This is a genomic window from Chryseobacterium sp. G0162 (assembly GCF_003815715.1).
Classification (GTDB): domain Bacteria; phylum Bacteroidota; class Bacteroidia; order Flavobacteriales; family Weeksellaceae; genus Chryseobacterium.
The window spans coordinates 4,969,348-4,995,571 of record NZ_CP033922.1; the positions used below are offsets into that span (position 1 = coordinate 4,969,348).

Genomic DNA, 26,224 nt, shown 5'->3' on the forward strand with positions numbered 1-26,224 from the left:
AACAATACAAAGTTGCACCGGAAAAAAAGGAAAAGCCTCAACAAATGTTGAAGCTTTTGTCAATTGATTTCTTATACTATTGCTGGAATTAGTATTTCCATAGCATTAATCCTGCCTGATAGCCTGCCCCCAATGTCCAAATCAGAATATGTTCTCCTTGCTGGAGTTTTCTTACATTCTTTTGATATTGATGCAAAGCCAGAAATGGACTGGAAGAGCCGGTATACCCTACTTCTCTTGAATAGAACGGAATTTTTTCTGGCGGTAAATTAAAATGTTCACCAATAATATTGATGTTTTTTAATGAAAATTGAGAAAATAAAAACAGGTCGATTTTTTCAATATTTAAATGATTACGTTCTAAAAAACCGTTCATATCATTCAGTGCAAAATTGACACTACCACTTCCATCGAAGCTATTATCCCATAAAGTAACATCATTCGGATGGTAACAAGAATATCCTTTAGGAGGAAACAATACCGTATTACAAATACTACTGTCTGTATGGTAAAGAACATCCATTAATCCTGAAGTAGAATCATCTTTTTCTACAATAAAAGCAAAAGATGAATCAGAAAAACAAAATGCTGTTACAGGATTCTCAGAGTCCAATATACTTGATAATTTCTCAGAACATATTATCAATGCTTTTTGAGCTGTATCAGATACCGATAGATATTTTGTAATCTGGTCCAAGGCTACAAAAGCTCCGATACAATTGACATTGATATCATAACACAGTGTATTCGCCTTTCCCTGTAATGCCTGATGAATCTTGATCGCATCACAGGGGATGAGATGTTCTGAAGTGCTGGTTACAAATACAATAATATCAATATCCAAAATGGAAGTATTGCTTTCTCTGAGGGCTCCCTTTGCTGCATGTATTCCCATAGATAATGTTGTCTCTTCCGAATCTTCAGTTGCAATAAATCGATTGCTTCGCCCTAATGCATTTTGAATTTTTTGCATAGACACATTTTTCTGTTCAAATTGTTCAATAACAAACTCATTGGTTTCCGCATGTTCCGGATGATAAAAATAAGTGTGACCTAATTTCATGATTTTGGTTTTATTAAATTCATTTATTTCCCACTATAGGGATTTAATGTAAAATTAATAAAATATACCATACAAAAGCTGTATTAAGAAAAATTATTCTATTAGTAAAAGATTATATCTAAGATATAACTATGAAAGTTGATAAAATTATTTGTTGATTTCCTTTTTTATACGGCTCAATTGTGTAGGAGTTATTCCTAAATAGGAAGCTATATGATGTTGCTTTAGTCTATCATGCAGAGATTTATTTTCAAGCAATAGTATATACCGTTGTTTTGCGGTTTCAAATTTCAAGGAAACTTCAAGCGGCTCCTTTTTTACCACCCAGTTCTTTTCCAGATATCTAATTTGAAATAACGCAAGATCATGATGCTTTTCCACTAGTTCGCGAAAAGTTTTAACCGGATATTTAATAACGGAACAGTCTTCAAGGGCAATGATGCTGAAATCACTGGGTTCATTTTTAATAATGGCAGAAGTGGAAGCTACAAAACTGTTTTCCTCAAAAAAGATCTTATAGATATTATTTCCTTCTTCATCTGTTGTGTAGTACCCTATTAAACCGGATTTAACGAAATAATAATATCTGGCCATACTCCCGGATTCCAGAAGAAGTTCATTTTTTTGAAAATTTTCCTCACTGCAGATTTCCACTAAGGCTTTGGTTGTTTCCTCTGATAATGGATAATAGGTATTGATTTGATGTAGGAATTCTGAATTGTTCATTGTATCAAAGAAATAACATGTTGGTTACAGGAAGGCTAGCAAAGCACTTTAGAGTATGTATAGAAACTTTTACTCCAGAGTTTTCTTCATCATCAGATCTGTTTGTTCATCATCTCCAAGCCTGAAAATGTGTTTATCAAACTCAACAAAACCGTTCTTTTTGTAGAAATGTAAGGCTTTCAGGTTTTCTTCCCAGACTCCCAGCCACAGATATGATTTTTTGAGATGTTGAGCGGTTTTCAATGCCTGATCGTAAAGGAGCTGCCCAATTTTCTTACCATGATGACTTTTCTTTACATAGATCCGTTCAATTTCAAGGCTGGTATCATCCTGTAATTCGGTCTGTGCTTTACCGGAATTCACTTTCAGATAACCTACCGGATCATCTTCTTCCCAGGCAATATAAAAATGAGAATCAGGATTCTTAAGTTCAGAAGTTATTTTTTCAATATTGAAGCTTTCTTTAAGATATTTTTCCATGGCTTCTTCCGTATTGTTTTCTGAAAACGTTTCAGAAAATGTCTGGACACCAAGCTTCTGGATAATATCCATATCTTCCGCAGAGGCTTTATTGATGATAATTGAGGCCATTTTTAAAAAGTTTTATGAAAATAATATTTTTCTGAATGCTTCAGATGCCAGATGTACCTGTACACTCCAATCATCGGCAGCATCACTTCCCGCATCATCAGAAATATACTTTAAACATAGAAATGGAATGTTTTCTTTTTGTGCAATTAATGCTAAAGGATAGGCTTCCATATCTACAATATTATAATCCGTTTCAGAATGGTTCATTTCAAAGCTGTCACCACTTCCGCAGATTCCTTCTTTTAAAGTGTCCATTTTAAGACCATATTCCAAAACAGGCGGAACCCCGGATAATGGGGTTTCATACAGTTTAAAACCTAGGCCTCTCACATCCATATCTCTCTGGATAAACTTGGTACAGCAAACCACTTCTCCTTTATGAAAACCCTTACTTCCTGCAGACCCCAGATTCACAATTAATTTAGGTTTTCTAAGGTGAATTTCCTTTGTCAATTCTATCGCTGCATTTACTTTCCCGATGCCTGTTATTAATTTATTTTTCCCGTCAAATACCGTTCCTGCTTCAGAATCCAGTGCAAAAACAAAAAGACTGTCTGCAATAGGAAAATGAAATTCATTATTAATTTTAATCATTGAAAAATATAGATTTATACTGTTTTACAAAGATACAAATCATTATAAAGTTTCTTAATCTTTTGCATTAAAATAAATAGCCTTTCACAAGATTATAATAAAAATAAAACCCCAAACTAAAATAGCTTGGGGTTTATATGATTAAATGCTGCATCCATCTGTATCACAGGAAGCACCGTTACTTCCTGAAAGATCTTTAAAAGGACTTACCGTCTCTTTATAAGTCTGCTGCAATGCATTTTCAAATACTTCTACAGGCTGTGCTCCGGAAACGGCATATTTTCCGTTCAAAACAAAGAAAGGAACTCCGGAAACTCCATTGTTTCTTGCTTCCATAATATCCTGATTTACTTCATAATCCAATTGGTCAGAAGTAATGGCTTCTCTGGCTTCTTCTTTATCAATGCCCAGGTTTTCAGCAAGGGAAATCAATACCTCAGGATCTCCTACATTTTTGCCATCAATAAAATGAGCGATAAATAATGCTTCTTCCATTTCATTGGATTTGTTATGCTTTTTAGCCAAATGAAGAAGTCTGTGAGCACTGAATGTATTGGTAATTAATGCTTTTTCAAAATTGAAATCAATTCCGGCTCCTTTTCCCATTTGCGTAACCTGAGCCAGCATTTGGTTAGCCTGAGCTTCCTGAACTCCTTTTTTTTCTCTAAAATATTGAATCGTATTTTGAGTCTTATCAGAATCTAAAGTTGGGTCAAGCTGAAAGCTCTTCCACTCTACTTCCACTTCATCTTTAAATGGCAATTTTTCCAAGGCCTGTTCAAAGTTATTTTTCCCGATATAGCAAAACGGACACATCACGTCCGACCAGATTTCTATTTTCATTCTATTTAATTTTAATTCGAATTGAGTATAACAAAGATACGAATTTATTTTAATGTAATAAAATTTGTTACATTTATTCCGGACAACTTTGAAGAAGTGGTCTCTTCTTTTCAAATATACTTCTCAATACCATCATAAGGAACGCAAGAATCCCAAATACAAAACCTATCCAAGGTGTGTACGCTACTCCTTGGGTGATAATGATCCATCCTCCAATAGTCGTTCCTAAAGTAACTCCCAGATTACCGAAAGAAGTGGCGAGACTATTGGCAAATTCCAAAGCATCAGGTGCTGCAGAGATCATATAGGTAGAAGCATTCAGGAAACTTGGTGAATATAGGAATCCCCAAACTGCGATGACAATAATAGTAGCCCATAAATTTCCATCCGAAACAAATAATAATACAGGAATTAATACTGTCCCGGAAAGAAAAAACGCCAATGTTGCTGTTATATTTTTATTAAGCATTTTACCCGCCATCCTGTTGGCAATAATGCCTATAACTCCAAATAAAAATAACATATAACTTACCATGGTGGTATCCATTCCCTTAGCTTTACCCAGGTAATCTGCAAAATAGCTATAGGTGGAAAACCAGGCTGTAATCATAAAAAAATTAGTGAGTGTACTTAAAATAAACGGGGGCTGTTTTAAAATGCTGATCTGGCTTCCATATGACTTTTTCTCCTTGACAGGCATTGATGGAAGAAGAAAATAAATGGTCCCCAACGCAACCAAACTCACGACTGCCTGTATCATAAATGAATATTCCCACGAATAAAGTGCTGAAATCCAGGTAGCAAAAGGAACCGTAGTAACCATTGCTATAGCCACACCACTGAAAACAATGCTCATCATTTCATTTTTCTTAGTGTGATCGGCTTCGGATACCGCTACAGACAATGCGGTTGCAATATATACGGGCTGTAAAAATGCAGGAAGAATTCTCACGACCATCAGTAACCAAAATGGTGGTGAAAAAGAAGAAACAATCCCGGTGAACAGAAACATAAAGATAGCTGCTGCCATGATCTTCTTGCGGTCAATTCCTGAGGTAAATAAAGTCATAAAAGGTCCTGTAAGAGCAATAATCAAAGCAAAAGCACTTAAAAGATATCCTGCTTTATCGATACTGATCTTGTAATACGCTGCAAGCTGTGGCAGGATCCCAATGATCCCAAACTCTGTAGTAATAACAGCAACAAACCCTAAACATCCAATATAGGCATACTTTTTCATGGCTATTTCTGTAGGTTGATTTATTTAAAATGCTGTTGTGCAAAACTTCCCATTTCATTGATGGCCAGCTGGGTTTCTTCCAAAATTTCTCCCATATGCATAAATCCGTGAACCATATCTTTATAAAAGCTTGTGGTAAGAGATACTCCTGCATTTTTCATGTTTTCAGAAAGATTTCTAGCATCATCAGCCAAAGGATCATGTTCTGCGATCATGATAAGTGTTGGTGGGGTATTTTTGAAATCCTTTATTAAAACAGGAATTGCCAACGGATTATTACTTTCTTCTTTGGGAAGATACCAATTCCAGGCGTCTACTCCACCTTGTTTATTAAGTACCGGTCCGTTTTCATAAGTGTCCCAGGTTTTTGTATTAAGCTGATTATCCACAGCAGGATAAATCAAAACCTGAAACTTAAACCGTTCTCCAATCTGAGTAGAAACTGCGGTTGATAATGCACCTCCGGCACTGTCGCCAATAATTCCAATCTGGTTCTGATCAATTCCTAAAGAATCTGCATTTTCTACAACCCATTGTACCGTATCAAGACAATCATTTAAACCTGCGGGAAAAGGATGTTCCGGAGCGAGGCGATAATCTATAAAAATGACAACAGATTCTGTTCTATTGGCTAGTTTACGAACAACGGCATCATGGGTTTCAAAACCACCGGCGATAAACCATCCGCCATGGATATAAATTATAGCTGATGATTTTTCAACGGTTTTTCCTTTTGGACGGTAAATTCTGACCGGAATCTGATGATTTTCTCCTGGAATATTCAGCTCTTCAATCATTGCAATGGCTTCTTTTTTAGCGCTAAGCTGTAAAGACATAGCTTCAAGGTATTTTCGGGTATCATCCAATGGATTTTGGGGATTAAAAGACTGTATTTTTTCTAAATGGGTTAAAATCTGATTGATTTTAGGTGTTAACTGCATTTTGTTTTAATTTAAGTTAATATTGTTTTGCAGTGAACAGTAGCGCTATTGTTATTTATCTGCTTTTATGGAACAAATTTAGGCCTGATACCTTACATTTGCACTATACGGATATCATTGTATGGTACTAACAAATTTGTAAGTAATGGGAAAGATAAAAGAAAGTTCAACGAATAATATCAACAGGCAATACATTCAGGAGTGTGATTTAAGTTATGCCGTTTGTAAGATTGGCGGAAGATGGAAACTGTTTATTCTGAGTAAATTAAAAGATGAAAAATTGCGTTTCAGTGAGCTTAAAAGAGCTATTCCCGGAATTACGGAAAGGATGCTTACCCTTCAGCTGAAAGAACTTGAAAAAGATGGACTGCTCAAGAGAACAGTATATGCGGAAGTTCCGCCAAGAGTTGATTATGAGCTTACTGATATTGCCAGAGAGTTGATTCCTATATGGGATACCCTGAATAATTGGGGCGGAAAACACCGAAAACTTATTGAAGAGCAGGAAGACTGTAAAGAATAATCAGTTGTAAAAGTAGATAACAAAACTGAAAACTTGAAAATATTTTATAGCCACGAATGCACGAATGATTTTTGAGTATGTATAAAAATCTATGCCCTTTGCGGTTTAAAAATAAGAAGTTTATTGTTCACTACAAAGGGCACATATAATAAAAAAACAGAAAATCACTTTGAAGTATTTTCCAAGCTTACAATTGAATCATTAAAAATGTTTGTAATCAGAATAAGATTTTGTGATGTATTCCAACAAATAAGGATTAAGATTTATTGACTTTATTACAAAACAAGACATGGGCAATCAGTGCAAGAACTCCAAATGCCGTTCCTACGATACAAACGCCCGTCCATTGCGCTTTCTGCCAGGCAACGGAAGCCAGCCATGTTCCCAGCGAACCACCAATGAAATAAGAAACCATATAAACAGTATTCAGCCTGTTCACCGCATTGGATTTAATTAAAAAATAATTGGTCTGGTTCATAATATGACTGGATTGTACTCCAAGGTCTACGAGTATTACTCCCACAATTAAGCCCCAGTAGGTTTCCCCTCCAAAATAAGTGAATCCCCAGCTTCCTATCAGAATCAGTAGCGAATATAATATGATACGGTTAATGTCCAGGTATTTTTGTAACTTACCAACCTTTGCTGCTGCTAAAGCACCCACAGCTCCAGCCAGCCCAAAACTTCCTACTACGGATGAACCAGCATTAAAAGGAGGTTTCTCCATATGGAAAACCAGTGTGGTAAATAAAGCGCACATCGATCCGAAAGCCATAGCACCCCGGAAAGATGCCAGTTGAAGAATAGGTTGGGTTTTAGCAAGATGGGCTACGGAACGCATTAATTCTCTGTAAGTACCTTTGAAATTGGGAGATACTTCAGGAAGCATTTTGTAAACGGCCAGCCAAACTACAATCATTAATCCTGCAGCAATTCCAAACATGGCTCTCCAGCCCCATACTTCCCCTACAATTCCACCAATGAAACGGGAAAGGAGAATTCCTAATAAAAGTCCGGACATTACCAATCCGATATTAGCCGATTTCTCTTTATCTGAGGAAAGTTCTGCTGCAATAGGTACAAACAGCTGAGGAATAACCGAAGTAGCTCCAATCAATAAACTGGCAGCATATAGCATCCACAGCTGATTGGCAAAGGTCATCCATAACAAGGAACCAAAAACAAGAAATAAATCGATCAGAATTAATTTTTTACGAAAAAACTTATCTCCAAGTGGTACAATCAGTAACAATCCGAGTGCATAACCAATCTGGGTGAGTACAGAAATTTTGCTGGCAGCAGCTTCAGAAACGTTAAGATCTTCAGAGATCAATGCCAATAAGGGTTGGTTATAATAATTGTTAGCCACTACAAGCCCTGAAATGATTGCCATTAGCCAGACTACTGTTCTGGAAATGTTGTTGGTAGAGTTCTCCTGCATCTTAAAATTTTTATTGAACAAAATATATACTGATGACTTTATGTTTTCGATATATTTTTAACGACCTCAAAGGTAAGTGTTTTCATAAAATAGACAGATATTTTTAATTGATTTCACCTGTCAGTGTTATAGATTTTCTCCTTATAACCTGCTTCAATAAAGAGTTTTTTTCAAGTATTCTCCGATTTTATCTTTACATTTGTAAGAACACACATTTATTTTTATGGATTATATGGATTCCAGGGAACAGATCTTACAGAAATCTGCAGAAGCAAAAGAACTTTTTCTTCCTCATATTTCAGTAGACCCCGTAGTTTTTGGCTTTGACCAAAATGAACTTAAGGTATTGCTGGTAAAAATGAAGTACAGAAAACAATGGTTGTTGCCGGGAGGCTATGTAAGAAGAGATGAAGATTTGGATGAAGCAGTCGTAAGAGTGTTGGAAGACAGAGCTGGGGTTACTGATGTATTTCTGGAAGAATTTGGCGTTTTTGGGAGAAAAAACAGAAGTCAGCTCTATTTTGAAGAGTTTGATGAAACCCTTTTCCAAAAGCAAAGATTTATTTCGGTAGGATATTATGCACTTTACAATTCTTCTGAAATTAATCCTGTAGCCGATGATGTGAGTGAAGCCTGTGAGTGGGTCTATTTGCATCAGTTACCTGAAATTGATTTTGCTATGGATCACCGTGAAATTATTGAAAAGGCGTTGCTTACTTTACGGGAGAAAATCTCTTCCAAACCAATCGGCTACAATCTAATGCCGGAAAAATTCACCCTTCCGGAGCTGCAGAAACTATATGAAGCGATATTGGGTAAAACACTCAACCGAGGAAATTTCTACAGAAAGATTAAAAATCTGAATGTTTTAAAAAAACTTGATGAACAAAGACGTGTAGGAGCGCACAGATCTCCTGATCTTTATTCCTTCGATATGGAGAATTATGAAAGGGCTTTGGAAAACGGGCTGAACAGCTGGTAGAAGTCTTCCATTGTTTTTGCCGATGATGTTTATTGATGAAAAACCTTTTGAATATTGGAAATATTCAGGAAATTTGCAGCATGAAAATCATTCCACTCAAAGAAGGCAATTTTTCAGCCAGTAAAACCAAAGACTTTACACTTTTAACAGAAGAAAACTTTGATACCATTTCTGGAATAAAAATGTCTGTTCAGCCTTTTCTTATCATTACTGAAAACGATTATATCCTTTTAGATGCTGGAATTGGCTGGAAGAATGATGCGGGTAAAAAAGTCATTTCTGAAATTCTAGAAAGAGAAAATGTAAACCCTAAGCAGATTACAAAACTCCTTCTCTCCCACCTTCATAAAGATCATATTGATGGCGCCATAACGCTAACAGAAAATGGTTATCAAGCTACATTCCCCAATGCAGAGATCTATATCCAAAAACGCGAGCTGAATTTTGCGATGGAAAATAAAGGAAATCCTTCTTTTGATTTTACTATTTTGGAAAAGCTTATTCAGTTACCAAATATTGTTTGGATGAATGATGATAAAGGTCAGATTAGTAAAGAAATTTCCTATGAGGTGGTTGGTGGACATACTCCGTTTATGCAGGTGTTCTGGATCAGAGAACATGAGGAAACTGTTTTTTATGGAGCAGATGATCTTCCACAAGCTTCCTATTTGAAATACCATTTGGCTTACAAAAGTGATTTTGATGGCAGAAAAGCAATGGAATTAAGGCTTTTATGGGATAAGGAAGCCAGAGAGAATGATTGGAAAATACTCCTTTATCACGATTTGGATACAGCCGTTATTAAAATTTAAAAAAATGGTTTAAATTTCATTAAACCATTTATAGATATCAAAATCAGATGGAATAGAAAGCTTCTTTCGGAGTCTGTTTTTCCGGTTTTGTATTGCTTTTGGAGTAACAAAGATATAGGTTGCTATTTCCTTTGTTGTCATATTAAGCTTAAGGTAAATACAAAAGATCAGTTCAGAATTTTTAAGGCCAGGCTGTATCGCAGATAATTTTTCAAAAAAATCCGGATAGAACAATCTGAATTTGTTCAGCAGACGGGGAGAATTTGCTTTGGCTAATGCAATAATTTCATCTTGTACAAGAATCTTTTGATTTAAATCTTCCAGGTTGGATTCAGGTTTTTTATTTTTCATAATACGTTCTCATCTCTACTCATTTCTGATATGCATCCTTTGCATACCAGTACAAAATCTTTCTCTTACAATCTTGTTATTGATCGCTGTTATTGGAATAGAATTATTTTTATGTATTCAAAATCTTTTTAATTTTATTTAATATTTTTAATCTGTATCCTACATTGGTGAAATGATTGGGGTAAAAAATTCATCCCGCTTCATTTTCATTCATTTTGCGTAGGCAAAGAAATAAAAAATGATTAAAACTCTATTAAAACAGAGTACCACATACATACCACGTTTGTTTTTCAATAAAATATGATAACTGCTTTTATCAGCCAGTTTCTAATTATTTATGTACTTTTTAAAATGGCCTATAAATGTAAGAGGTTATTACTTTCACTTTTTATGATTAGAATCAATAGTTTTAAAGTAAATAAAGAAAAATCTTATTATTTGTGGTATGTGAATGGTATCTTATTCCATGGTTAGTAATGGAAATACATGTTTCTTTATTATTTGAAAATTTTTGAACAGAATTTACCGTCTGATTGATAAAAAAGAGGGTATACAGGTTTTAAAATATTAACAAAGTCACAGATATGATCATTGAAAATCTATTAACTTCATTTGGGGCAGAAATAAAAAATTATAAAGCAGGAGATATCATTTTCCGTGAAGAAGACCTGCCTCTACACTATTATCAGATAGAAAAGGGAAAAATAAAGCTTAATAATTATACTGAGGATGGGAAAGAATTTATTCAGAATATATTCTCTGATGGACATAGTTTTGGAGAATCTCTTTTGTTTGTAGAACGTCCTTATCCTATGAATGCCGTAGCTATAGAAGATTCATCTGTTTTCAGGTTATCCAAACCCAGCTTTCTTAATCTTATACAAAGCAATCCGGAAATCTCTTTGAATATTTACCAATGTCTGGCAGAAAGAATGTATTATAAGTATATAATGTTCTACAATCTTTCCTTTCAGAATCCCGTATCCAAATTAAAGTTGTTGCTGGATTATCTGAAAAGTTACCATGATGATAAAGCTCAATATTCTTTCCAAATTCCACTTACAAGACAACAACTGGCTTCCTTGGTGGGGCTTCGTGTAGAAACCGTAATCAGAACCATCAAACAGATGGAAAAAGATAAGGTTCTAAAGATTGAAAAAAGGAAAATATACTATTAAAGAGCTTTTGCTTTTTATTCTAAAACATTTTGACTCCTCTATAAATCAAGCTGCCTCTGAAATTCTTCCAGATATTTTGCAATGTGTATTCCATCTGCCAGCCCGTGGTGAGCTTCAATAGAAACTGGCATGTATTTTCTGCCATCGCGGATATTGAATTTACCAAAAGAAATCTTGGGTACTGATTCGTCATTGTTAAAATTTGTTGGATGAAGAATTGCGCTGAATGAATTCCATGGAATGGTAGTATGTCTGACATGGTCTTTACCCAATCGCTCATTGCTTAATCTAAGCCCTGTAGAATGGTGTACCCCTTTGATTTCTTCCTGTAAAGCGGCATTGAAAGTTTCAAAGTCCTCTGAAAAAGGAGTAAACGAAAAACCGAACGTTCCATCCGGTCTGCCAATTGTACTTCCGGCATGAACCGTATCAAACTGAACAACCTGTCCATCAATAATTCTAAGCTTTAATTCATCAACCGTATTAACGGCCATCATCGATTTGTGATAGTAATAAGCAAAGAAAGAATATCCGTTTTCTTTAGCTTTTTCATAGGCTTTTGTACAATCTACTTCCGTAGTAAAGCCAAAGTATGGGCTCGCCATTTGAGAGAAAAATTCAAAATGCTCCTTTCTGTTCCATTGCTCGAGGTCTACAATCTTCATTGATTTTTAATTTGCTGCAAATTTCTGGAATTTTTCCCGGTTTTATGAGAGAAAACAATATTAATTTTTAATGAATAGAGTATTTCTTAGCGTAAGTAGTATTGAATAATGAGTAAAAAGCATGATTGTTGTATTAATTGTAGCTGTTGAAAATACTAAGATGCAAGTCTTTCAGGTAAGTACTTTAACCGGCAAGGATTTTATCTGTGATGAAATTAAATGTGATGTACGACCTTGCTTGCTTGTTGATTTGTGCCTTTGCGTTTTTCAATAGATTAAATATACATCATTATGAAAATACAAAACTTCAAAGGAAACCAATGGTCAGCAAGAAAGGTAGATCAGGTTTATATTGTCAGCCTTAAGAATCATTCCAATATCGTAGAAGCTTTAGTAGACTTTGTTCAACATCAGAATATCCAGTCAGGAGAAGTTACCGGAATTGGAGCTGTGAGTGAAGCAACACTTAGGTTTTTTAGCTTTAAGACCAAAAAATATGTGGATAAAACATTCAATGAACAAATGGAAGTTGCCAATATCTCAGGAAATGTTTCTGTAATAGAGGAAAAACCCATACTTCATTTGCATGTTACCTTGGGAAGAGAAGATTATACAGCTTTAGCGGGGCATCTTTTAGAAGCAAAAGTACATGGAGCCGGAGAGTTTATTTTTTATCCTTTAAATACCCGGACGGTAAAAACGAAAGATTTGGAAACCGGAATTAACTTCTATGATTTTGAAAAATAAAACTTCAATTACCTATGAAAGCAGTATTTTTGATGAAATATTTTTCGGATGTTCGATGTGCTACTGTCCCATATTCAGAATAAAGTTGAGATTAATGATGAACAGAAAGAGCTGATTCAGTCCTTTTTTACAGTCAAAAAATTGAAGAAAAAACAATACCTACTACAGGAAGGAGATATTTGTAAATGTCTTTCATTTGTAAGCAAAGGATTGTTAAAGTCTTATTTTCCTGATGAAAAAGGAAATGAGCATATCAATATGTTTGCTTTTGAAGGCTGGTGGATCTCCGATTTCAATAGTTTTATTCATCAGGAAAAAGCAGTTTTAAATATTGATGCGGTAGAAGATACTGAAATATTAATGATTACCTTGGAAAACTATGAGGAAATGATGCTGGAGATCCCCGCAATGGACCGTTATTTCAGAATTCTGTACCAAAACAGTCTCGTTACCAAGGATTATAGACTTATAGTGTACAATGGTTATACTGCTGAAGAAAAATACCTGCAACTGGCCCATAAAAATCCGGAAATGATTAAACGGGTTCCTCATAATCTCATCGCATCTTATCTTGGACTGGCTCCTGAAACCATAAGCAGGATCCGTAAAAAGAATTCCCTGAATAATACTTGATTCAGATCAACTCAAATGCATGATCCAGATCAAGGGTATACGCCTGTATATGATCATAATTTTGCCATAGAATTTTTACAATACTCATGGAAAATACAGAAAATATTGCATTGGTAGTAGGAGCTACCGGAATTACAGGGAGTAATCTGGCTGAAGAACTCATTGCACAGGGCTGGAAAACGTATGGGCTATCAAGAAATCCCAATAATTGCATTGCAGGTCTTCTTCCTGTAAAAGCAGATTTGTTGGATGAGCATAGTCTTATCGAAGCATTGGAGGGCATCTCTCCTACTCATGTTTATTTCACAACCTGGATGCGAAATGATACGGAAGAAGAAAATATTCGGATCAACAGTATGCTTGTACGAAATCTGCTGAATATAGTATCTCCTAAGAAATCAGTTCAGCATGTGGCATTAGTTACCGGATTAAAACATTACCTGGGGCCTTTCGAATCTTATGTTAAAGAAGGGAGATTACCGGAAACACCTGTTCGTGAAGAACATCCAAGACTTCCGCTTCCCAATTTTTATTATGCTCAGGAAGATGAAATTTATAAAGCGTCTGAAAGAGATGGTTTTACATGGAGTATTCATCGCCCTCACACCGTTGTAGGATATGCTGTTGGCAACTTAATGAATATTGCTGCAACCGTGGCAGTCTATGCCAGTATCTGTAAAGAAACAGGAAGGAAATTTATTTGGCCTGGATCTGAAGCACAATGGAACGGGATTTCAGACATCACAGATGCTAAAATTCTGGCTGAACAATTAGTTTGGGCTTCCAACACAGAAACTGCAAAAAATCAAGCTTTCAATATTACAAATGGAGAGGTTTTCCGATGGAAATGGCTTTGGAAAAGACTGGCAGATTGGTTTGGTATAGAAGCAGAAGGTTTCAACGGTACAATAAGACCGCTGGAAAAAGAGCTGGAAAACGATCAGAAAACTTGGAAAGTCATTGCTGAGAAGTATAGTCTGAAAGAGAAAAATTTAGACAGATTATCTTCGGCTTGGCATACCGATTTAGACCTTGGCAGACCTCTTGAAGTGATGTGTGATCTGTCAAAAAGCAGGAAATTGGGCTTCACTGCCTATAAAAGGACAGAAGATTCTTTTATCGAAGTATTTGAAAGACTGCGCGCTGAAAATATAATTCCATAATTACGGGGAAATACAATCGCTACGACTGCACGAATTATTTTTATTCGTGCATTTGTTGCAATTATAAAACCAGTATTCAACCTTTATGACCAATAAAATATTCACAGCTTAAAAATATTTCTAACAATGTAAGCTTCTTTACATTTTTCTATTTTCCAGCACAAAGCATTTCACCCAATTTTATTTTGATATAGCAATAAATAATAATAAAATTAACAGTTTATCGTAAATTGGTTAAGTTTTTGAAGAAGTGTATACAAACCAATCACACCATTGAAGTTAATCACATTTACCAAAAAAGGAATTTATTGTCCTCAAGGGAAATTCTACATAGATCCCTGGAGGCCTGTGGATTTGGCAGTTATCTCCCATGGACATGCCGATCATGCCCGTTGGGGAATGAAGAAATACCTTTGCCATCATTTTACCAAACCTATTCTGTATCAAAGAATTGGAAGTGATATAGAATGTCAGGGGGTAGAATATGGAGAGAAGACCAATATCAACGGCGTTCAGGTTTCATTACATCCTGCCGGACATATTATTGGCTCTGCTCAGATACGATTAGAGTATAAAGGATTTGTAACGGTAATTTCCGGAGATTATAAAGTTCAGGATGATGGTCTCAGCACTCCTTTTGAGCTGGTTAGATGTAATGAGTTTGTTACAGAAAGTACTTTTGGGCTGCCCGTTTATAATTGGTTAGAGATTGACGATTTAAATAAAAAACTGCAGAATTGGGTATTGAAAAATCAGGAAAACAGCAAAACTTCAGTATTCGTTGGATATTCACTTGGAAAGTCCCAACGAATTATGAAAGCTGTAGAAGGATTAGGCAAAATATATGTTCATTATTCTATCGGGAAGTTAAATGAAGCCTTTGAAAATGTAGGAATAGATCTTCCCGAATATACCATTGCCGATTTTAAAGAACGTCCAAAAGAAATGGAACATGAAATTGTCATTGTTCCTCCCCCTTTGCTGGATAGTAATATAATCAAAAAAATCCCCGATTCTGCCACTGCAATATGCTCAGGATGGATGCAGGTTCGAGGAGCCAGACGATGGCGAAGTGCCGATGCAGGTTTTGCCATGAGCGATCATGCCGATTGGAAAGGACTTCTGCAAACTGTAAAAGCTACAGAGGCTGAACTCGTACACGTTACCCATGGACAGACAGAAATATTTTCAAAATATCTGAACGAAATTGGAATTAACGCAGATGTGATAGAAACGCTGTTTGGTGAAGATGAAGAAGTATCTGAAAAAGAAACTATTGAAAATCCAGAGCTATGAGACATTTCGCAGATCTTATCAACGCTTTGGAAACCACCAATAAAACCAATGCTAAAATTGTTGCCATCATTGATTATCTGGAGCGTGCTCCGGATGAAGATAAGGTATGGTTTATTGCTCTATTTACAGGAAAAAGACCCAAAAGGAATGTCAATACTAACTTGATGAAGGAATGGGCATTGGAAATTACAGAACTTCCTTTCTGGCTCTTTCAGGAAAGTTATTCCTCAGTCGGAGATCTTGGAGAAACAATTTCTTTGATTCTTCCACCACCGGAAGAAAAGATTGAACGAAGCCTTTCCCAATGGATGAAGGATATTATGGCGTTAAAGGAGAAAAATGAGACAGAAAAGAAAGAATTTGTGCTCCATTCATGGAATGGTCTGGATTATACAGAACGTTTGATTTTCAATAAATTAATAGGCGGAAGTTTTAGAATCGGTGTATCAGATAAGACGCTGATTAATGCATTGAGTAAATTTTCAGGTCAGGAATCCAGTACATTGACCCACAGTTTAATGGGGAAATGGCAGCCTGATGAAGTTTCATTTAAAGAATTAATTTCCGCTGAAAATATAAATCCTGATAATTCCAAACCTTATCCTTTTTGTCTGGCTTATCCACTTGAAAAGCAATTGGAAGAATTAGGAAAACCTGATGAATGGCTGGTAGAATATAAATGGGACGGCATCCGTGGACAGATCATCCGGAGAAATGATGAAGTGTTTATATGGTCCAGAGGTGAAGAATTAGTCACTGAACAGTTTCCTGAAATTGCGGAAGTTGTAAAAGCAATGAAAGGTAATTTTGTTTTAGATGGAGAAATACTTGCGGTGAAGGAAGGTAAAGTTTTAAATTTTAATGAATTACAAAAAAGATTAAACAGAAAAACTTTAACTAAAAAAATGCTCTCGGAAATTCCAATTGAAGTATTTGCTTATGACTTATTGGAACTTGAAAATCACGATGTAAGAGATAAGCCAGTGTCAGCCAGAAGAGCTATGCTGGAAGAATTACTGTTGAATGAAAAACCTGAAAACATCCTACTTTCCCAGACCATAGATTTTGAAAAATGGGATGAATTGAATGAGATCAGGGAAAATTCAAGAAGTGTGAACAGTGAAGGGCTCATGTTAAAACAAAAAAACTCACCTTACCATGCAGGCCGGAAAAAAGGCGATTGGTGGAAATGGAAAATCAACCCTTTTACCATTGATGCCGTTCTGATCTATGCTCAAAAAGGCAGTGGAAGGCGAAGTGCTTATTATACAGATTATACTTTTGCTGTAAAAAATGAAGACAAATTGGTAACTATTGCCAAAGCTTATTCAGGATTAACAGACAAGGAAATTATGGAGGTCAGCAAATTTGTAACAAAGAATGCGATTGAGAAATTTGGTCCAGTACGAACTGTAAAAGCAGAGCTGGTTTTTGAAATTGCCTTTGAAGGCATCGGTTTCAGTAACCGGCACAAAAGTGGTGTAGCACTTCGGTTTCCAAGAATTGTAAGATGGCGGAAAGATAAGACGGTAGATGAAATTGATAACCTGGAAGAAATTAAAAAATTAATACAATAACGTGACAGCTTTTGAACATACCAACGGATTTACCATCATTCAGCAATGGATGAAGGATAAGGGCATCTCCCCTTTTAAATTTCAGACTGATACATGACGGAAATTTGGGAGTGGGTATAGCGGTATGGTGGTAGCTCCTACAGGATTCGGAAAAACTTTTTCTGTTTTTTTAGCATTAATCTCGGACTTTTTAAACCATCCTGACAACTATAAAAAAGGATTGAAAATGATCTGGATCACTCCCCTTCGATCTTTATCCAAAGATATTGCTAAAGCAATGCAGGAAGCGATGGATGAGATCGGCATTGATTGGGTAGTTGGAGTAAGAAATGGAGATACAGATCCTAAAGTAAGACAGCAACAGGTCAGAAAAATGCCTGAAATTCTTGTTGTAACGCCTGAAAGCCTGCACCTTCTGTTGGCTCAGAAAAATCATGAAACTTTTTTCAGGGAGATGAAATGCATTGTTGTAGATGAATGGCATGAATTGTTAGGTTCAAAACGCGGGGTTATGGTAGAATTGGGAATATCACAACTCAGAAAGTACGTACCGAAAATGCAGATTTGGGGAATTACGGCTACCATTGGAAACCTGGAGGAAGCAATGGACGTGCTGATTCCTTATGATATTAAAAAAACAAAAATAACGGCCAAAGAACAAAAAAAGATTGATATTATTCCTGTTTTTCCGGATGAAATTGAAATACTACCGTGGGCCGGGCATCTTGGACACAAGCTTGCAGATAAAGTAGTGCCTATTATTCTTGATTCAAAATCCACCATTGTTTTTACCAATACCAGAAGCCAGAGTGAGATGTGGTATCAGTTACTTTTAGATGCTTATCCGGATTTTGCGGGTCAAATTGCCATTCATCACAGTTCCATCGATGCTCATTTAAGAATCTGGATTGAAGAAAATCTAAGTTCCGGAAAATTAAAAGCGGTTGTTTCCACTTCTTCATTAGATTTAGGAATAGATTTTAAACCCGTTGACACCGTCATTCAAGTGGGCTCAGCAAAAGGAGTCGCCAGGTTTCTTCAGCGGGCAGGCCGTAGTGGTCACTCCCCTTTTGAAACCTCCAAAATCTATTGTGTACCCACCCACTCTTTAGAATTAATCGAAGTTTCTGCTTTAAAAGAAGCCGTCAAACAAAAAGTAGTAGAACCCAGAGATCCACAGGTGCTGTGTTTTGATGTGCTGGTTCAGTTTCTCATGACTTTGGCCGTAGGAAATGGTTTTTATCCTGATGAGCTATATGAAAGGATTAAAAAAGTATATGCCTTTCAGGAAATAATGGATGAAGAATGGAAAAGTATTCTTGAATTTCTCACCACCGGTGGCAGTGTTTTAAAAAACTATGAAGAATTCCATAAAATTGAGATTATGGAAGATGGATTATATAAAGTGACCTCCCGAAAAATAGCCATGCTTCACCGGATGAATATGGGAGTGATTGTAAGTGATGCCATGCTCAAAGTTAAGTTTATTTCCGGTGGCTATATTGGAATGGTTGAAGAATATTTTATATCCAAACTGAAAAAAGAAGAGAAATTCATTCTGGCAGGAAGAACTCTTGAAGTGGCGATGATTAAAGACATGACTGTTTATGTGAGATCAGCTAAAGGAAAAGCTTTGGTTCCGAGTTATCTTGGTGGAAGGCTGCCTTTAAGTTCCGATCTTGGGCATTTTTTGAGAGAGAAACTTTCGCATGCTTTAAATCCAAAAGCTTCAGAAAAAGAATTAAAGTTCCTGCATCCGCTGCTGGTGAATCAGGAGGAGAATTCTCATATTCCAAAGGATGATGAATTTTTGGTCGAAATGATTAAAAACCGCGAAGGCTATCATCTGTTTATGTATCCTTTTGAAGGTCGTCTGGTCCATGAGGTAATGGCAGCTTTGATTGCCTTTCGAATCTCAAAACTGGTTCCTATTTCCTTTTCAATGGCGATGAATGATTACGGATTTGAATTATTCAGTGATAAGGAAATTCCGTTGAATGAAGAAAATATTCAGCAAATAGTAACCAGAGATAATCTCATGAATGATGTGATTGCCAGTATCAATTCTGCAGAAATGGCAAGGAGAAAATTCAGAGATATCGCCGTGATTTCAGGAATGGTGATTCAAAATTATGCAGGTAAGCAACGATCCAATAAATCATTACAGAGTTCGGCAGGGTTGATTTTTAAAGTGCTGGAAGATTACGATTCCAGTCATTTTTTAATCAAACAGGCCTATACAGAAGTTTTTAATATGCAACTTCAGGAACAGAGGCTCGTGGAAGCTTTTAAAAGAATTGAAAAATCCAGAATTATTTTAAAACATTCCCGTTCCTTTACCCCTTTAAGTTTCCCAATCAAGGTTGACAGTCTTAGACAGACCCTTTCCAGTGAAGGTTTGGATGCAAGAATTAAAAGAATGCTGAAGCTTTGAAACGAATTGATACATGATGATTATCAGGTCTCAACGGTAAAAAAATGTCCTTTTTATAATTAAAAGCTTTTAATAAGTTCGTAACTTAGAGTATCTCTTATAAGAGTAAAATATTAAAATAATGGCAAAATTGTTTTTGGTCCGTCACGGACAGTCACTTTGGAATCTTGAAAACAGATTCACAGGTTGGCAGGATATCGATATTACAGAAACGGGAATTGAAGAAGCAAAAAATGCAGGAATTGCCTTAAAAAAAGAAAAAATAGACATTGCCTTCACCTCAGTCTTACTCAGAGCCAAACATACTCTTTCTATTATCCTAGATGAAATAGGAAAACCCAATATCCCTATTGTCATGGATAAAGCTTTGAATGAACGTTCTTATGGAAATCTTGAAGGGCTTAATAAAGCAGAAACCGCATTGAAATACGGAGAAGAGCAGGTTCATACCTGGCGTCGGTCTTTTGATGTAGTTCCACCAGGTGGCGAAAGCCTTAAAGATACTTATAACAGGGTGATTCCTTATTTTGAAAAAGAAATTACCCCTTTGTTGAAACAAGGTGAAAATGTATTGATTGTTGCCCACGGCAATAGCCTCCGCGCACTCATCATGTACCTGGAACACTTATCTCCTGACGAAATTCTGGAAAGAGAAATTGCAACGGGAGTTCCAATCACTTATATTTTTGATGAAAAATTTCATGTAAGCAGAAGAGAGAATAATTATTATTAGAGCAATCTTTTGTAAGAAAACTTAAACTTTAACCCCAACCTTTACTTGATTCACCGTGTTTATAGCCATTAAAGAAATTATCATTCAAAATGATATCTTTATCCTTACTAATCAGCGTGCTGTATTTTGGAAAAAAGAAAAAGCCTTAATTCTTTCTGATCTTCATATTGGTAAGACAGCCCATTTTCGTAAAAATGGTATTGCGGTGGCCAATCATATTATGAAAAGTGATCTGGAAAGATTATCTGCATTGATTGAATATTTCAATCCGGAAAAGTTTATCGTGGTAGGAGACTTGCTTCATGCTGGTGACAATTCTGATGTGGATGAGTTTTGCCGATGGAGAAATCAATATCCCAGCTTGCAATTTTTTCTTATTGAGGGAAATCATGACCGTCTTTCAAAATCTTTAGAGAAAAAACTCTGTCTGGATTTTAAAGCATCTTTATTAGAATTGAGCGTATTTACATTGATTCATGATTTTGATAAAGAAAGAACCGGCTTTCAGATTACAGGTCATATTCATCCTGGAATTGTTTTAAACTCGGCGGTAAAAAGGATCAGGCTTCCCTGCTTTGCACTGAGTGAAAACCAGTTATTACTTCCTGCATTTAGTGAATTTACAGGCCTGGATACTAAAAATCTGCCTAAGAAAAGTAAGTTTTTTGTGTTTACAGATGCTGAGATCTATGAAGTTTGATTTTTCTTACAGTCAAAGAATTATCCGTTCATAAAAACGTAAAATAAATAGCAAAATATCACTTACTAATTAGTATTTTTACCCCTTAATATAAAACAATTACCATGAAAAAACTAGTTATTTTAGCGGCAAGTACTGCTATCATATTTACACTTAATTCCTGCACTTCTGAACGAGATGAGAATATTACTCCGAAAGAAGCAATCATGAAAACTGATGCTTTAAATCGACAAGGGATGAAAATAGAATCATCCACTTCTAAAATTACACCCCCCATCCAAGGTGATAATCCAGACGATACCATCGATCCAACAAAACCAGACAGACCTAGATAATAGAATCATATCATTAGCTTAGTCAAATCAACTTGTTAATTTCTTCTTTGCCTCCGTAATATGAAATTATAAGATTAAGATTTTGCGTCTGATTACAATAAATCAGGGTAGATTTTCGATCTACCCTGATTCCTTTATTACATCTTCATTTTTCTATCATAAAATAATTATTTAACTGTCTTTCTCATCTAGCCATACTACTTTTTGTACAGAAGAATGTTCCTTCCCTATAATATCCTTGTAAAGTTCCGGTCTTCTTGCTTTCAAATACCTGTATCCTCCTGCATGGGTAAGTTTTTCAGGAGTAATGACAGCTGATTCAAAACTATCTTCAAATGAATGGCATTCCGCAATAATATCACCAAAAGGATCAATAATCATAGAACATCCATTTTTAAGCTGGTCATCATCCATCCCAATTGGATTTGAAAAAATGATATAAGCTCCATTATCGTAAGCCCGTGCCGGCAACCATTTCATAAGCCAATCTCTTCCTTTCATCCCCTTGAATTCAAGTCGTAAAGAAGTAGGATCTTCTCCCCTGTTTTCCCAAAGCTGAGGATCTACAAAACCAGCTCCGGGTCTTGTTGAAGGAGTGCACATAGTAACATGAGGCATAAAAATAATATCGGCACCCAGAAGCTTGGTTGCTCTTACATTTTCAATAATATTGTTATCATAGCAAATCAGAATACCGCATTTCCATCCCAGAATTTCAAATACACAGTATTCATTACCTGGAGTAAGATGAGGATTGATAAACGGATGAAGTTTTCTGTATTTGGCTTTCAGTCCTGTTTGATCTACACATACATAAGCTTTGAAGAGGTTGTTATCCACATCTTTTTCAAAAAGCCCGGCTAGAATGACAATATTATATTTTTCAGCAATCTGCTGTAGCCTTTTAATGCTTTCTCCCTCAGGAATAAGTTCGGCAATATCCAGCAGCTGCTCTTTGGAAAGGTTTCGGGCAAAAGTATATCCTGTAATGGAGCATTCGTGAAAAGCAATCATGCCAGAACCTTCAGCGGAAGCCTGCTGAGCCAGTTTTTCTATGACAGCAAGGTTATATTTTTTATCTCCGCTTTTATTTTCAAATTGGGCAGTTGAAATTTTAATATTCATTGTTTTTTCAGCAAATCTATTGCAATCTGCCAGAGAAAAATTGTATAAAACCGACATGAGAATTATAACTCAATGAAGTTAACCGCCATTTTATTTTCCGTTTTTATATACTGTCGCGGAGTGAGTCCTATGCTTTTTTTAAATTCCCTGATCAGATGAGACTGATCCGAATAACCGGCATGATAAGAAAGTGAAGTCATATTTTCATCACTGACTCCTTGACTCATAAGACTTAAAAAGTAATGAAGGCGAATGATATTCGTATATTTTTTGGGTGAAACTCCCATATAGTTTTCAAATTTTCGCTCCAGGTGCCGTTCAGAATATCCTGTAAAATATTCCAGATCTTTTGATGAAACAGACCCTTTATGTTGAAGAATATATTGCTGAATAGCTGCTATAAGTTGATAATCAGTTCCAGTTTCTTTCGATATAAATCGGGTAAAAAAAATATTCAGATCATTAATAATCGTTAATGGATTTATTTTATCAAAAAGTTGGTCCTGGAATCGGATGAGCTTATCTTTCAATACATCTTCAACAGAAATAATCTGATTCTTAACTTCTTTTGCAGAAGTATTCAGTATCATATTTAGAAAATAAGGTTGAAAAACCACTGCTATAAAAGAAAATTTACCTTTTGAGGAAAAATCTTTATAGCTGTTCAATGTTCCATAAAAAAATGAAGCAGGTATATGCTCCTCTGAAAAATCAGAATACAGATTCATATTAGCAGACAAGATCAATCCGGTACTTCCATCAGTAAATAATCTGACATTTTTTATATCTTTTTCATGGTTTTCCAGAAAGATATAATGTCGGATAAAAGGAGCCAGATGTTTTGGTGGGGAAATCTGCATATTCAAATGTACGCAAAATTTCATCACGCATGATTTTAACTGATGTTATTGCTTGCTATGAATACATGAACCCTTTTTATTAGTGACATTCATGGTGATTAAAATAATTTGTGCCGGAATATTTTTCTTATTCTTAATAAATCTCATACCGAAAAAATACGGGTGCTTTTACAACGGCCAATAAGTAAAAAAAACTATAAAATTTATAAAACTTAAGTAAAGATACCACACTTTTCTTTCATTTGGTCAGGTATTTGAATGTTTTAATAAATACAAAAGATTCTATTTTCTGTAATAGAATTTTCTTTTTGATATTCAACCAATCACTTAAAATATAATATAATGTCAACACAAAATCTTACCCACCTCGAAGCGATCAAAAAGATTAAAGAACTGTCGGAAAATGCAAGAATATGTATGTTCTGTACAGAATTGGAAACGATACCTGTCAATTCAAGGCCTATGACCTTACAGGAAACAGATGACAGCGGGAACTTATGGTTTATCAGCAGCGGAACCAGTAATAAGAATTTTGAAATAAAAGATGATCGGAGAGTACAGTTATTTTTCATGAATAATAAAGATTCCCAATATCTTTCGGTGTATGGAAAGGCTTCTGTTTATAAAGACAAAGCCACTATAGAAGAAAAATGGTCACCTCTTGCAAAAGCCTGGTTTGACGGAAAAGATGATCCCAATGTGACAATTATCCGTGTGGAACCTAAAGAAACCTATTATTGGGATACCAAAGCTGGGAAACTGGTCAGTCTCTTTAGTTTTGTTGCATCAGCAATAACAGGTCATAAAACTAATAATGCTGATGGTGTAGAAGGAAATGCTATCATTTAAAAGATAAAAAAACGGCTCAAGAAATTGAGCCGTTGATATAATATTAATAATCTAATTTTTCACATCTTCTATAGATGCTCCAAAGTTAATATGAAGAACGTTCCCGCCAGGTGTTACTAAAGCTGGTACAGACCTTACCCCTGCTTTTTCAGCTTCTTCAATTTTCTTTTTTTCATTACCCAAATGGATAATTTCAACGTTTTCTAACCCGATAAGGCTGACAATATCATGTTCTGCACTGATGCATACAGGGCATCCTGCATGATAAAAAATGGATTTTTTCATAAGATGGTATTAATGAATAAGGGTTTGAATAATATTTCTTAATTCTTCGGTTTCTTTTTCATGCAAAGGCTTTAAAGGACTTCTCAAATTTCCACCATCTTCACCCAGAATATTCAGACCTGATTTCACAGCTCTTGGTAATCCTTTGTTGACAATGAATTTTAAAAGATCAAACTGTTGATAGAAAATAGTTTTTGCTTTCTCAAGATCCCCTTTTTCAACCGCATTATAAAGACTGATATTGAGCTCAGGGATAAGATTGGGGGCAGCTGTACACCATCCTCTTGCTCCGGCAGAAAATGCAGCCAGAGCCAAAGGGTTTGAGCCGTTATAAAAAGCCACCTCTTCTCCCAGTTCTCGCCTCAGATAATGCATCCTCTGAATATCTCCTGTACTTTCTTTAATCATGGTTACATTAGGAATTTCAAGCAGCCTTTTCAAGAGGGATGGTGACATATCTACTCCACTTGTTGCCGGATTATTGTAAGCCATAATCGGAATAGAAATTTTACGCGCTACAGCATCATAATGTGTCACAATTTCATCATCTGTGAGTTTCCAGTAGCTCATCGGAATAATCATTACGGCATCTGCTCCTGCTTTTTCTGCAAATTGAGCATGGTGAATCGTTTTCTCTGTGGTCAGGTTGGAAACCCCTACAAGAGTTGGAATTCTTCCTTTTACCTGTTGTAATGTAGCTTCTGTAACGGCTTCCTTTTCTTCATCAGACAGATAAGGCATTACCCCTGTACTTCCCAATGGAGCGATACCATGATTTCCTGAAACGATAAGCCTTTCTACCAAGTATTTGAAAAGCGGAATATCTACTTTTTCATTTTCATCAAAAGGTGTTATGGGATAAGCTATAATCCCTTTAAATGGCACATTTTTCATGTTTTATTCATTTAAAAATTTAAAATAATTTTCAGCAAAAATGTTTTAACCACTAAGAGAGATTTCATTTTAAGTAAAATTTCATTTTGAAAAAGAAAATCATATCCATGATCAATAAAATCAACCAAAATCATCTCTTAATGGTTAAAAGCATAGGTATTAAAGGTCTCTGCCCTCTTCTTCTCTCAGAGCAACACCTAAGTTTTGTAATTGAGGAGCATTTTCACAGGCAATGTATTTTGCAGGCTCGGTATCACTTAAGTTTTGATGCTTATGCCATGCCCATGAAGGAATATATACTGCATCTCCTGCTTCCCAGTGTACTCTTTCATCCTCTACTTCTGTCCAGCCTTTTCCTTCAATGACAAATAATACGGTTTCATAAGTATGACGATGTCTGTTCGTTTGTTGTCCGGGAGTTAATCCTCCAATGGTCATACTGACATTCTTACTCGGAAGATCGACAAAGAAAACAGGATGTTTCCTTTCTGTTGAAAACTGATTGTGCTCTCCTGCATTTTCTACATTTTTATGAATTAAATGGCTTGGTTTTACATACTTTGGTCTTGCAAACGTTTCGTGAAAGTCTTTTGAACTGAACTGTTTTTTGTCCATAATTTCTAAAATTTTAAAGTTTTGTGCT

At 35.7% G+C, this 26,224-nt stretch carries 29 protein-coding genes; 14 read left to right on the forward strand and 15 right to left on the reverse strand.

Translation table 11 applies throughout. From position 1 onward, the window contains the following. Positions 1-88: 88 nt before the first annotated feature. From EG344_RS22230 to EG344_RS22260, 7 genes are all read right to left on the reverse strand, one after another. The gene (locus tag EG344_RS22230; RefSeq protein ID WP_123911477.1) at positions 89-1,063 is read right to left on the reverse strand and encodes a 3-oxoacyl-[acyl-carrier-protein] synthase III C-terminal domain-containing protein; all 975 of its coding nucleotides are present in this window, start codon (positions 1,061-1,063) and stop codon (positions 89-91) included. A 147-nt stretch (positions 1,064-1,210) separates the two neighbouring features. Then, positions 1,211-1,789: a Crp/Fnr family transcriptional regulator gene (locus tag EG344_RS22235; RefSeq protein WP_123911478.1), complete on the reverse strand. Its 579-nt coding sequence runs from the start codon at positions 1,787-1,789 to the stop codon at positions 1,211-1,213. A gap of 69 nt (positions 1,790-1,858) precedes the next feature. Further along, the gene (locus EG344_RS22240; RefSeq protein WP_123911479.1) at positions 1,859-2,380 is read right to left on the reverse strand and encodes a GNAT family N-acetyltransferase; all 522 of its coding nucleotides are present in this window, start codon (positions 2,378-2,380) and stop codon (positions 1,859-1,861) included. 12 nt (positions 2,381-2,392) lie between these two features. Further along, positions 2,393-2,974 carry a nucleosidase gene (locus EG344_RS22245; RefSeq protein WP_123911480.1) on the reverse strand — a complete coding sequence of 194 codons (582 nt, stop codon included), beginning with the start codon at positions 2,972-2,974 and terminating at the stop codon, positions 2,393-2,395. Positions 2,975-3,115: 141 nt separating this feature from the next. Beyond that, the gene (locus tag EG344_RS22250; protein WP_123911481.1) at positions 3,116-3,817 is read right to left on the reverse strand and encodes a DsbA family protein; all 702 of its coding nucleotides are present in this window, start codon (positions 3,815-3,817) and stop codon (positions 3,116-3,118) included. Between the two features lie 73 nt (positions 3,818-3,890). Beyond that, positions 3,891-5,057, reverse strand: coding sequence for an MFS transporter (locus EG344_RS22255; RefSeq protein ID WP_123911482.1), 1,167 nt, complete (start codon positions 5,055-5,057; stop codon positions 3,891-3,893). A 20-nt stretch (positions 5,058-5,077) separates the two neighbouring features. Next, positions 5,078-5,998 (reverse strand): alpha/beta hydrolase, encoded by a 921-nt coding sequence (locus EG344_RS22260; RefSeq protein WP_123911483.1) that lies wholly within the window; start codon positions 5,996-5,998, stop codon positions 5,078-5,080. Positions 5,999-6,143: 145 nt separating this feature from the next. Here EG344_RS22260 and EG344_RS22265 point away from each other — a divergent pair, with 145 nt between their 5' ends. After that, on the forward strand, positions 6,144-6,521 hold the full coding sequence (locus EG344_RS22265) for a winged helix-turn-helix transcriptional regulator (RefSeq protein WP_123911484.1): 378 nt from the start codon (positions 6,144-6,146) through the stop codon (positions 6,519-6,521). 256 nt (positions 6,522-6,777) lie between these two features. Here the strand turns inward: EG344_RS22265 and EG344_RS22270 are convergent, their stop codons facing one another. Next, positions 6,778-7,962, reverse strand: a complete 1,185-nt coding sequence (locus EG344_RS22270) for an MFS transporter (protein WP_123911485.1) — start codon at positions 7,960-7,962, stop codon at positions 6,778-6,780. A 223-nt stretch (positions 7,963-8,185) separates the two neighbouring features. Here EG344_RS22270 and EG344_RS22275 point away from each other — a divergent pair, with 223 nt between their 5' ends. Continuing rightward, a complete protein-coding gene (locus tag EG344_RS22275; RefSeq protein WP_317126483.1) occupies positions 8,186-8,944 on the forward strand; it encodes an NUDIX hydrolase in 759 nt (252 codons plus the stop codon). Positions 8,945-9,024: 80 nt separating this feature from the next. After that, complete coding sequence (locus EG344_RS22280) at positions 9,025-9,756, forward strand: MBL fold metallo-hydrolase (RefSeq protein WP_123911876.1); 732 nt, start codon at positions 9,025-9,027, stop codon at positions 9,754-9,756. A gap of 9 nt (positions 9,757-9,765) precedes the next feature. On the opposite strand, the gene EG344_RS22285 is transcribed toward EG344_RS22280, so the two are convergent. Then, positions 9,766-10,107 carry a helix-turn-helix transcriptional regulator gene (locus EG344_RS22285; RefSeq protein ID WP_123911486.1) on the reverse strand — a complete coding sequence of 114 codons (342 nt, stop codon included), beginning with the start codon at positions 10,105-10,107 and terminating at the stop codon, positions 9,766-9,768. Positions 10,108-10,691: 584 nt separating this feature from the next. On the opposite strand from EG344_RS22285, the gene EG344_RS22290 reads away from it, so the two are divergent. Next, positions 10,692-11,285, forward strand: a complete 594-nt coding sequence (locus tag EG344_RS22290; protein WP_123911487.1) for a Crp/Fnr family transcriptional regulator — start codon at positions 10,692-10,694, stop codon at positions 11,283-11,285. A gap of 38 nt (positions 11,286-11,323) precedes the next feature. Here the strand turns inward: EG344_RS22290 and EG344_RS22295 are convergent, their stop codons facing one another. Next, positions 11,324-11,950: a chloramphenicol acetyltransferase gene (locus EG344_RS22295; protein WP_123911488.1), complete on the reverse strand. Its 627-nt coding sequence runs from the start codon at positions 11,948-11,950 to the stop codon at positions 11,324-11,326. Positions 11,951-12,241: 291 nt separating this feature from the next. On the opposite strand from EG344_RS22295, the gene EG344_RS22300 reads away from it, so the two are divergent. The 9 genes from EG344_RS22300 (at position 12,242) to EG344_RS22340 (ending at position 21,568) form a co-directional block, all read left to right on the forward strand. After that, positions 12,242-12,697 (forward strand): PPC domain-containing DNA-binding protein, encoded by a 456-nt coding sequence (locus EG344_RS22300; RefSeq protein WP_123911489.1) that lies wholly within the window; start codon positions 12,242-12,244, stop codon positions 12,695-12,697. 48 nt (positions 12,698-12,745) lie between these two features. After that, entirely contained in the window at positions 12,746-13,330 is a 585-nt protein-coding gene (locus tag EG344_RS22305; protein ID WP_123911490.1) for a Crp/Fnr family transcriptional regulator, read from the forward strand. A gap of 86 nt (positions 13,331-13,416) precedes the next feature. Then, positions 13,417-14,493 (forward strand): SDR family oxidoreductase, encoded by a 1,077-nt coding sequence (locus tag EG344_RS22310; protein ID WP_123911491.1) that lies wholly within the window; start codon positions 13,417-13,419, stop codon positions 14,491-14,493. Between the two features lie 273 nt (positions 14,494-14,766). Next, positions 14,767-15,789 (forward strand): ligase-associated DNA damage response exonuclease, encoded by a 1,023-nt coding sequence (locus tag EG344_RS22315; protein ID WP_123911492.1) that lies wholly within the window; start codon positions 14,767-14,769, stop codon positions 15,787-15,789. Continuing rightward, the gene (locus EG344_RS22320; protein ID WP_123911493.1) at positions 15,786-17,366 is read left to right on the forward strand and encodes an ATP-dependent DNA ligase; all 1,581 of its coding nucleotides are present in this window, start codon (positions 15,786-15,788) and stop codon (positions 17,364-17,366) included. The genes EG344_RS22315 and EG344_RS22320 overlap by 4 nt, the downstream gene beginning before the upstream one ends. 124 nt (positions 17,367-17,490) lie before the next feature. After that, positions 17,491-19,800 carry a ligase-associated DNA damage response DEXH box helicase gene (locus EG344_RS22325; RefSeq protein ID WP_317126484.1) on the forward strand — a complete coding sequence of 770 codons (2,310 nt, stop codon included), beginning with the start codon at positions 17,491-17,493 and terminating at the stop codon, positions 19,798-19,800. A 121-nt stretch (positions 19,801-19,921) separates the two neighbouring features. After that, the gene (locus EG344_RS22330; RefSeq protein WP_123911494.1) at positions 19,922-20,533 is read left to right on the forward strand and encodes a 2,3-bisphosphoglycerate-dependent phosphoglycerate mutase; all 612 of its coding nucleotides are present in this window, start codon (positions 19,922-19,924) and stop codon (positions 20,531-20,533) included. Between the two features lie 55 nt (positions 20,534-20,588). Next, entirely contained in the window at positions 20,589-21,233 is a 645-nt protein-coding gene (gene pdeM, locus EG344_RS22335) for a ligase-associated DNA damage response endonuclease PdeM (protein WP_123911495.1), read from the forward strand. Positions 21,234-21,337: 104 nt separating this feature from the next. Next, positions 21,338-21,568: a hypothetical protein gene (locus EG344_RS22340; protein ID WP_123911496.1), complete on the forward strand. Its 231-nt coding sequence runs from the start codon at positions 21,338-21,340 to the stop codon at positions 21,566-21,568. 171 nt (positions 21,569-21,739) lie between these two features. Here the strand turns inward: EG344_RS22340 and EG344_RS22345 are convergent, their stop codons facing one another. Next, on the reverse strand, positions 21,740-22,693 hold the full coding sequence (locus tag EG344_RS22345; protein ID WP_123911497.1) for a nitrilase family protein: 954 nt from the start codon (positions 22,691-22,693) through the stop codon (positions 21,740-21,742). A gap of 62 nt (positions 22,694-22,755) precedes the next feature. Next, positions 22,756-23,577 (reverse strand): helix-turn-helix domain-containing protein, encoded by an 822-nt coding sequence (locus EG344_RS22350; RefSeq protein ID WP_123911498.1) that lies wholly within the window; start codon positions 23,575-23,577, stop codon positions 22,756-22,758. A 318-nt stretch (positions 23,578-23,895) separates the two neighbouring features. On the opposite strand from EG344_RS22350, the gene EG344_RS22355 reads away from it, so the two are divergent. Then, positions 23,896-24,402 (forward strand): pyridoxamine 5'-phosphate oxidase family protein, encoded by a 507-nt coding sequence (locus tag EG344_RS22355; RefSeq protein ID WP_123911499.1) that lies wholly within the window; start codon positions 23,896-23,898, stop codon positions 24,400-24,402. A gap of 51 nt (positions 24,403-24,453) precedes the next feature. Here the strand turns inward: EG344_RS22355 and EG344_RS22360 are convergent, their stop codons facing one another. From EG344_RS22360 to EG344_RS22370, 3 genes are all read right to left on the reverse strand, one after another. After that, positions 24,454-24,687 carry a thioredoxin family protein gene (locus EG344_RS22360; protein ID WP_123911500.1) on the reverse strand — a complete coding sequence of 78 codons (234 nt, stop codon included), beginning with the start codon at positions 24,685-24,687 and terminating at the stop codon, positions 24,454-24,456. Positions 24,688-24,696: 9 nt separating this feature from the next. Then, the gene (locus tag EG344_RS22365; RefSeq protein ID WP_123911501.1) at positions 24,697-25,581 is read right to left on the reverse strand and encodes a dihydrodipicolinate synthase family protein; all 885 of its coding nucleotides are present in this window, start codon (positions 25,579-25,581) and stop codon (positions 24,697-24,699) included. 159 nt (positions 25,582-25,740) lie between these two features. Further along, positions 25,741-26,196, reverse strand: a complete 456-nt coding sequence (locus tag EG344_RS22370) for a cupin domain-containing protein (protein ID WP_034698222.1) — start codon at positions 26,194-26,196, stop codon at positions 25,741-25,743. Positions 26,197-26,224 lie beyond the last annotated feature (28 nt).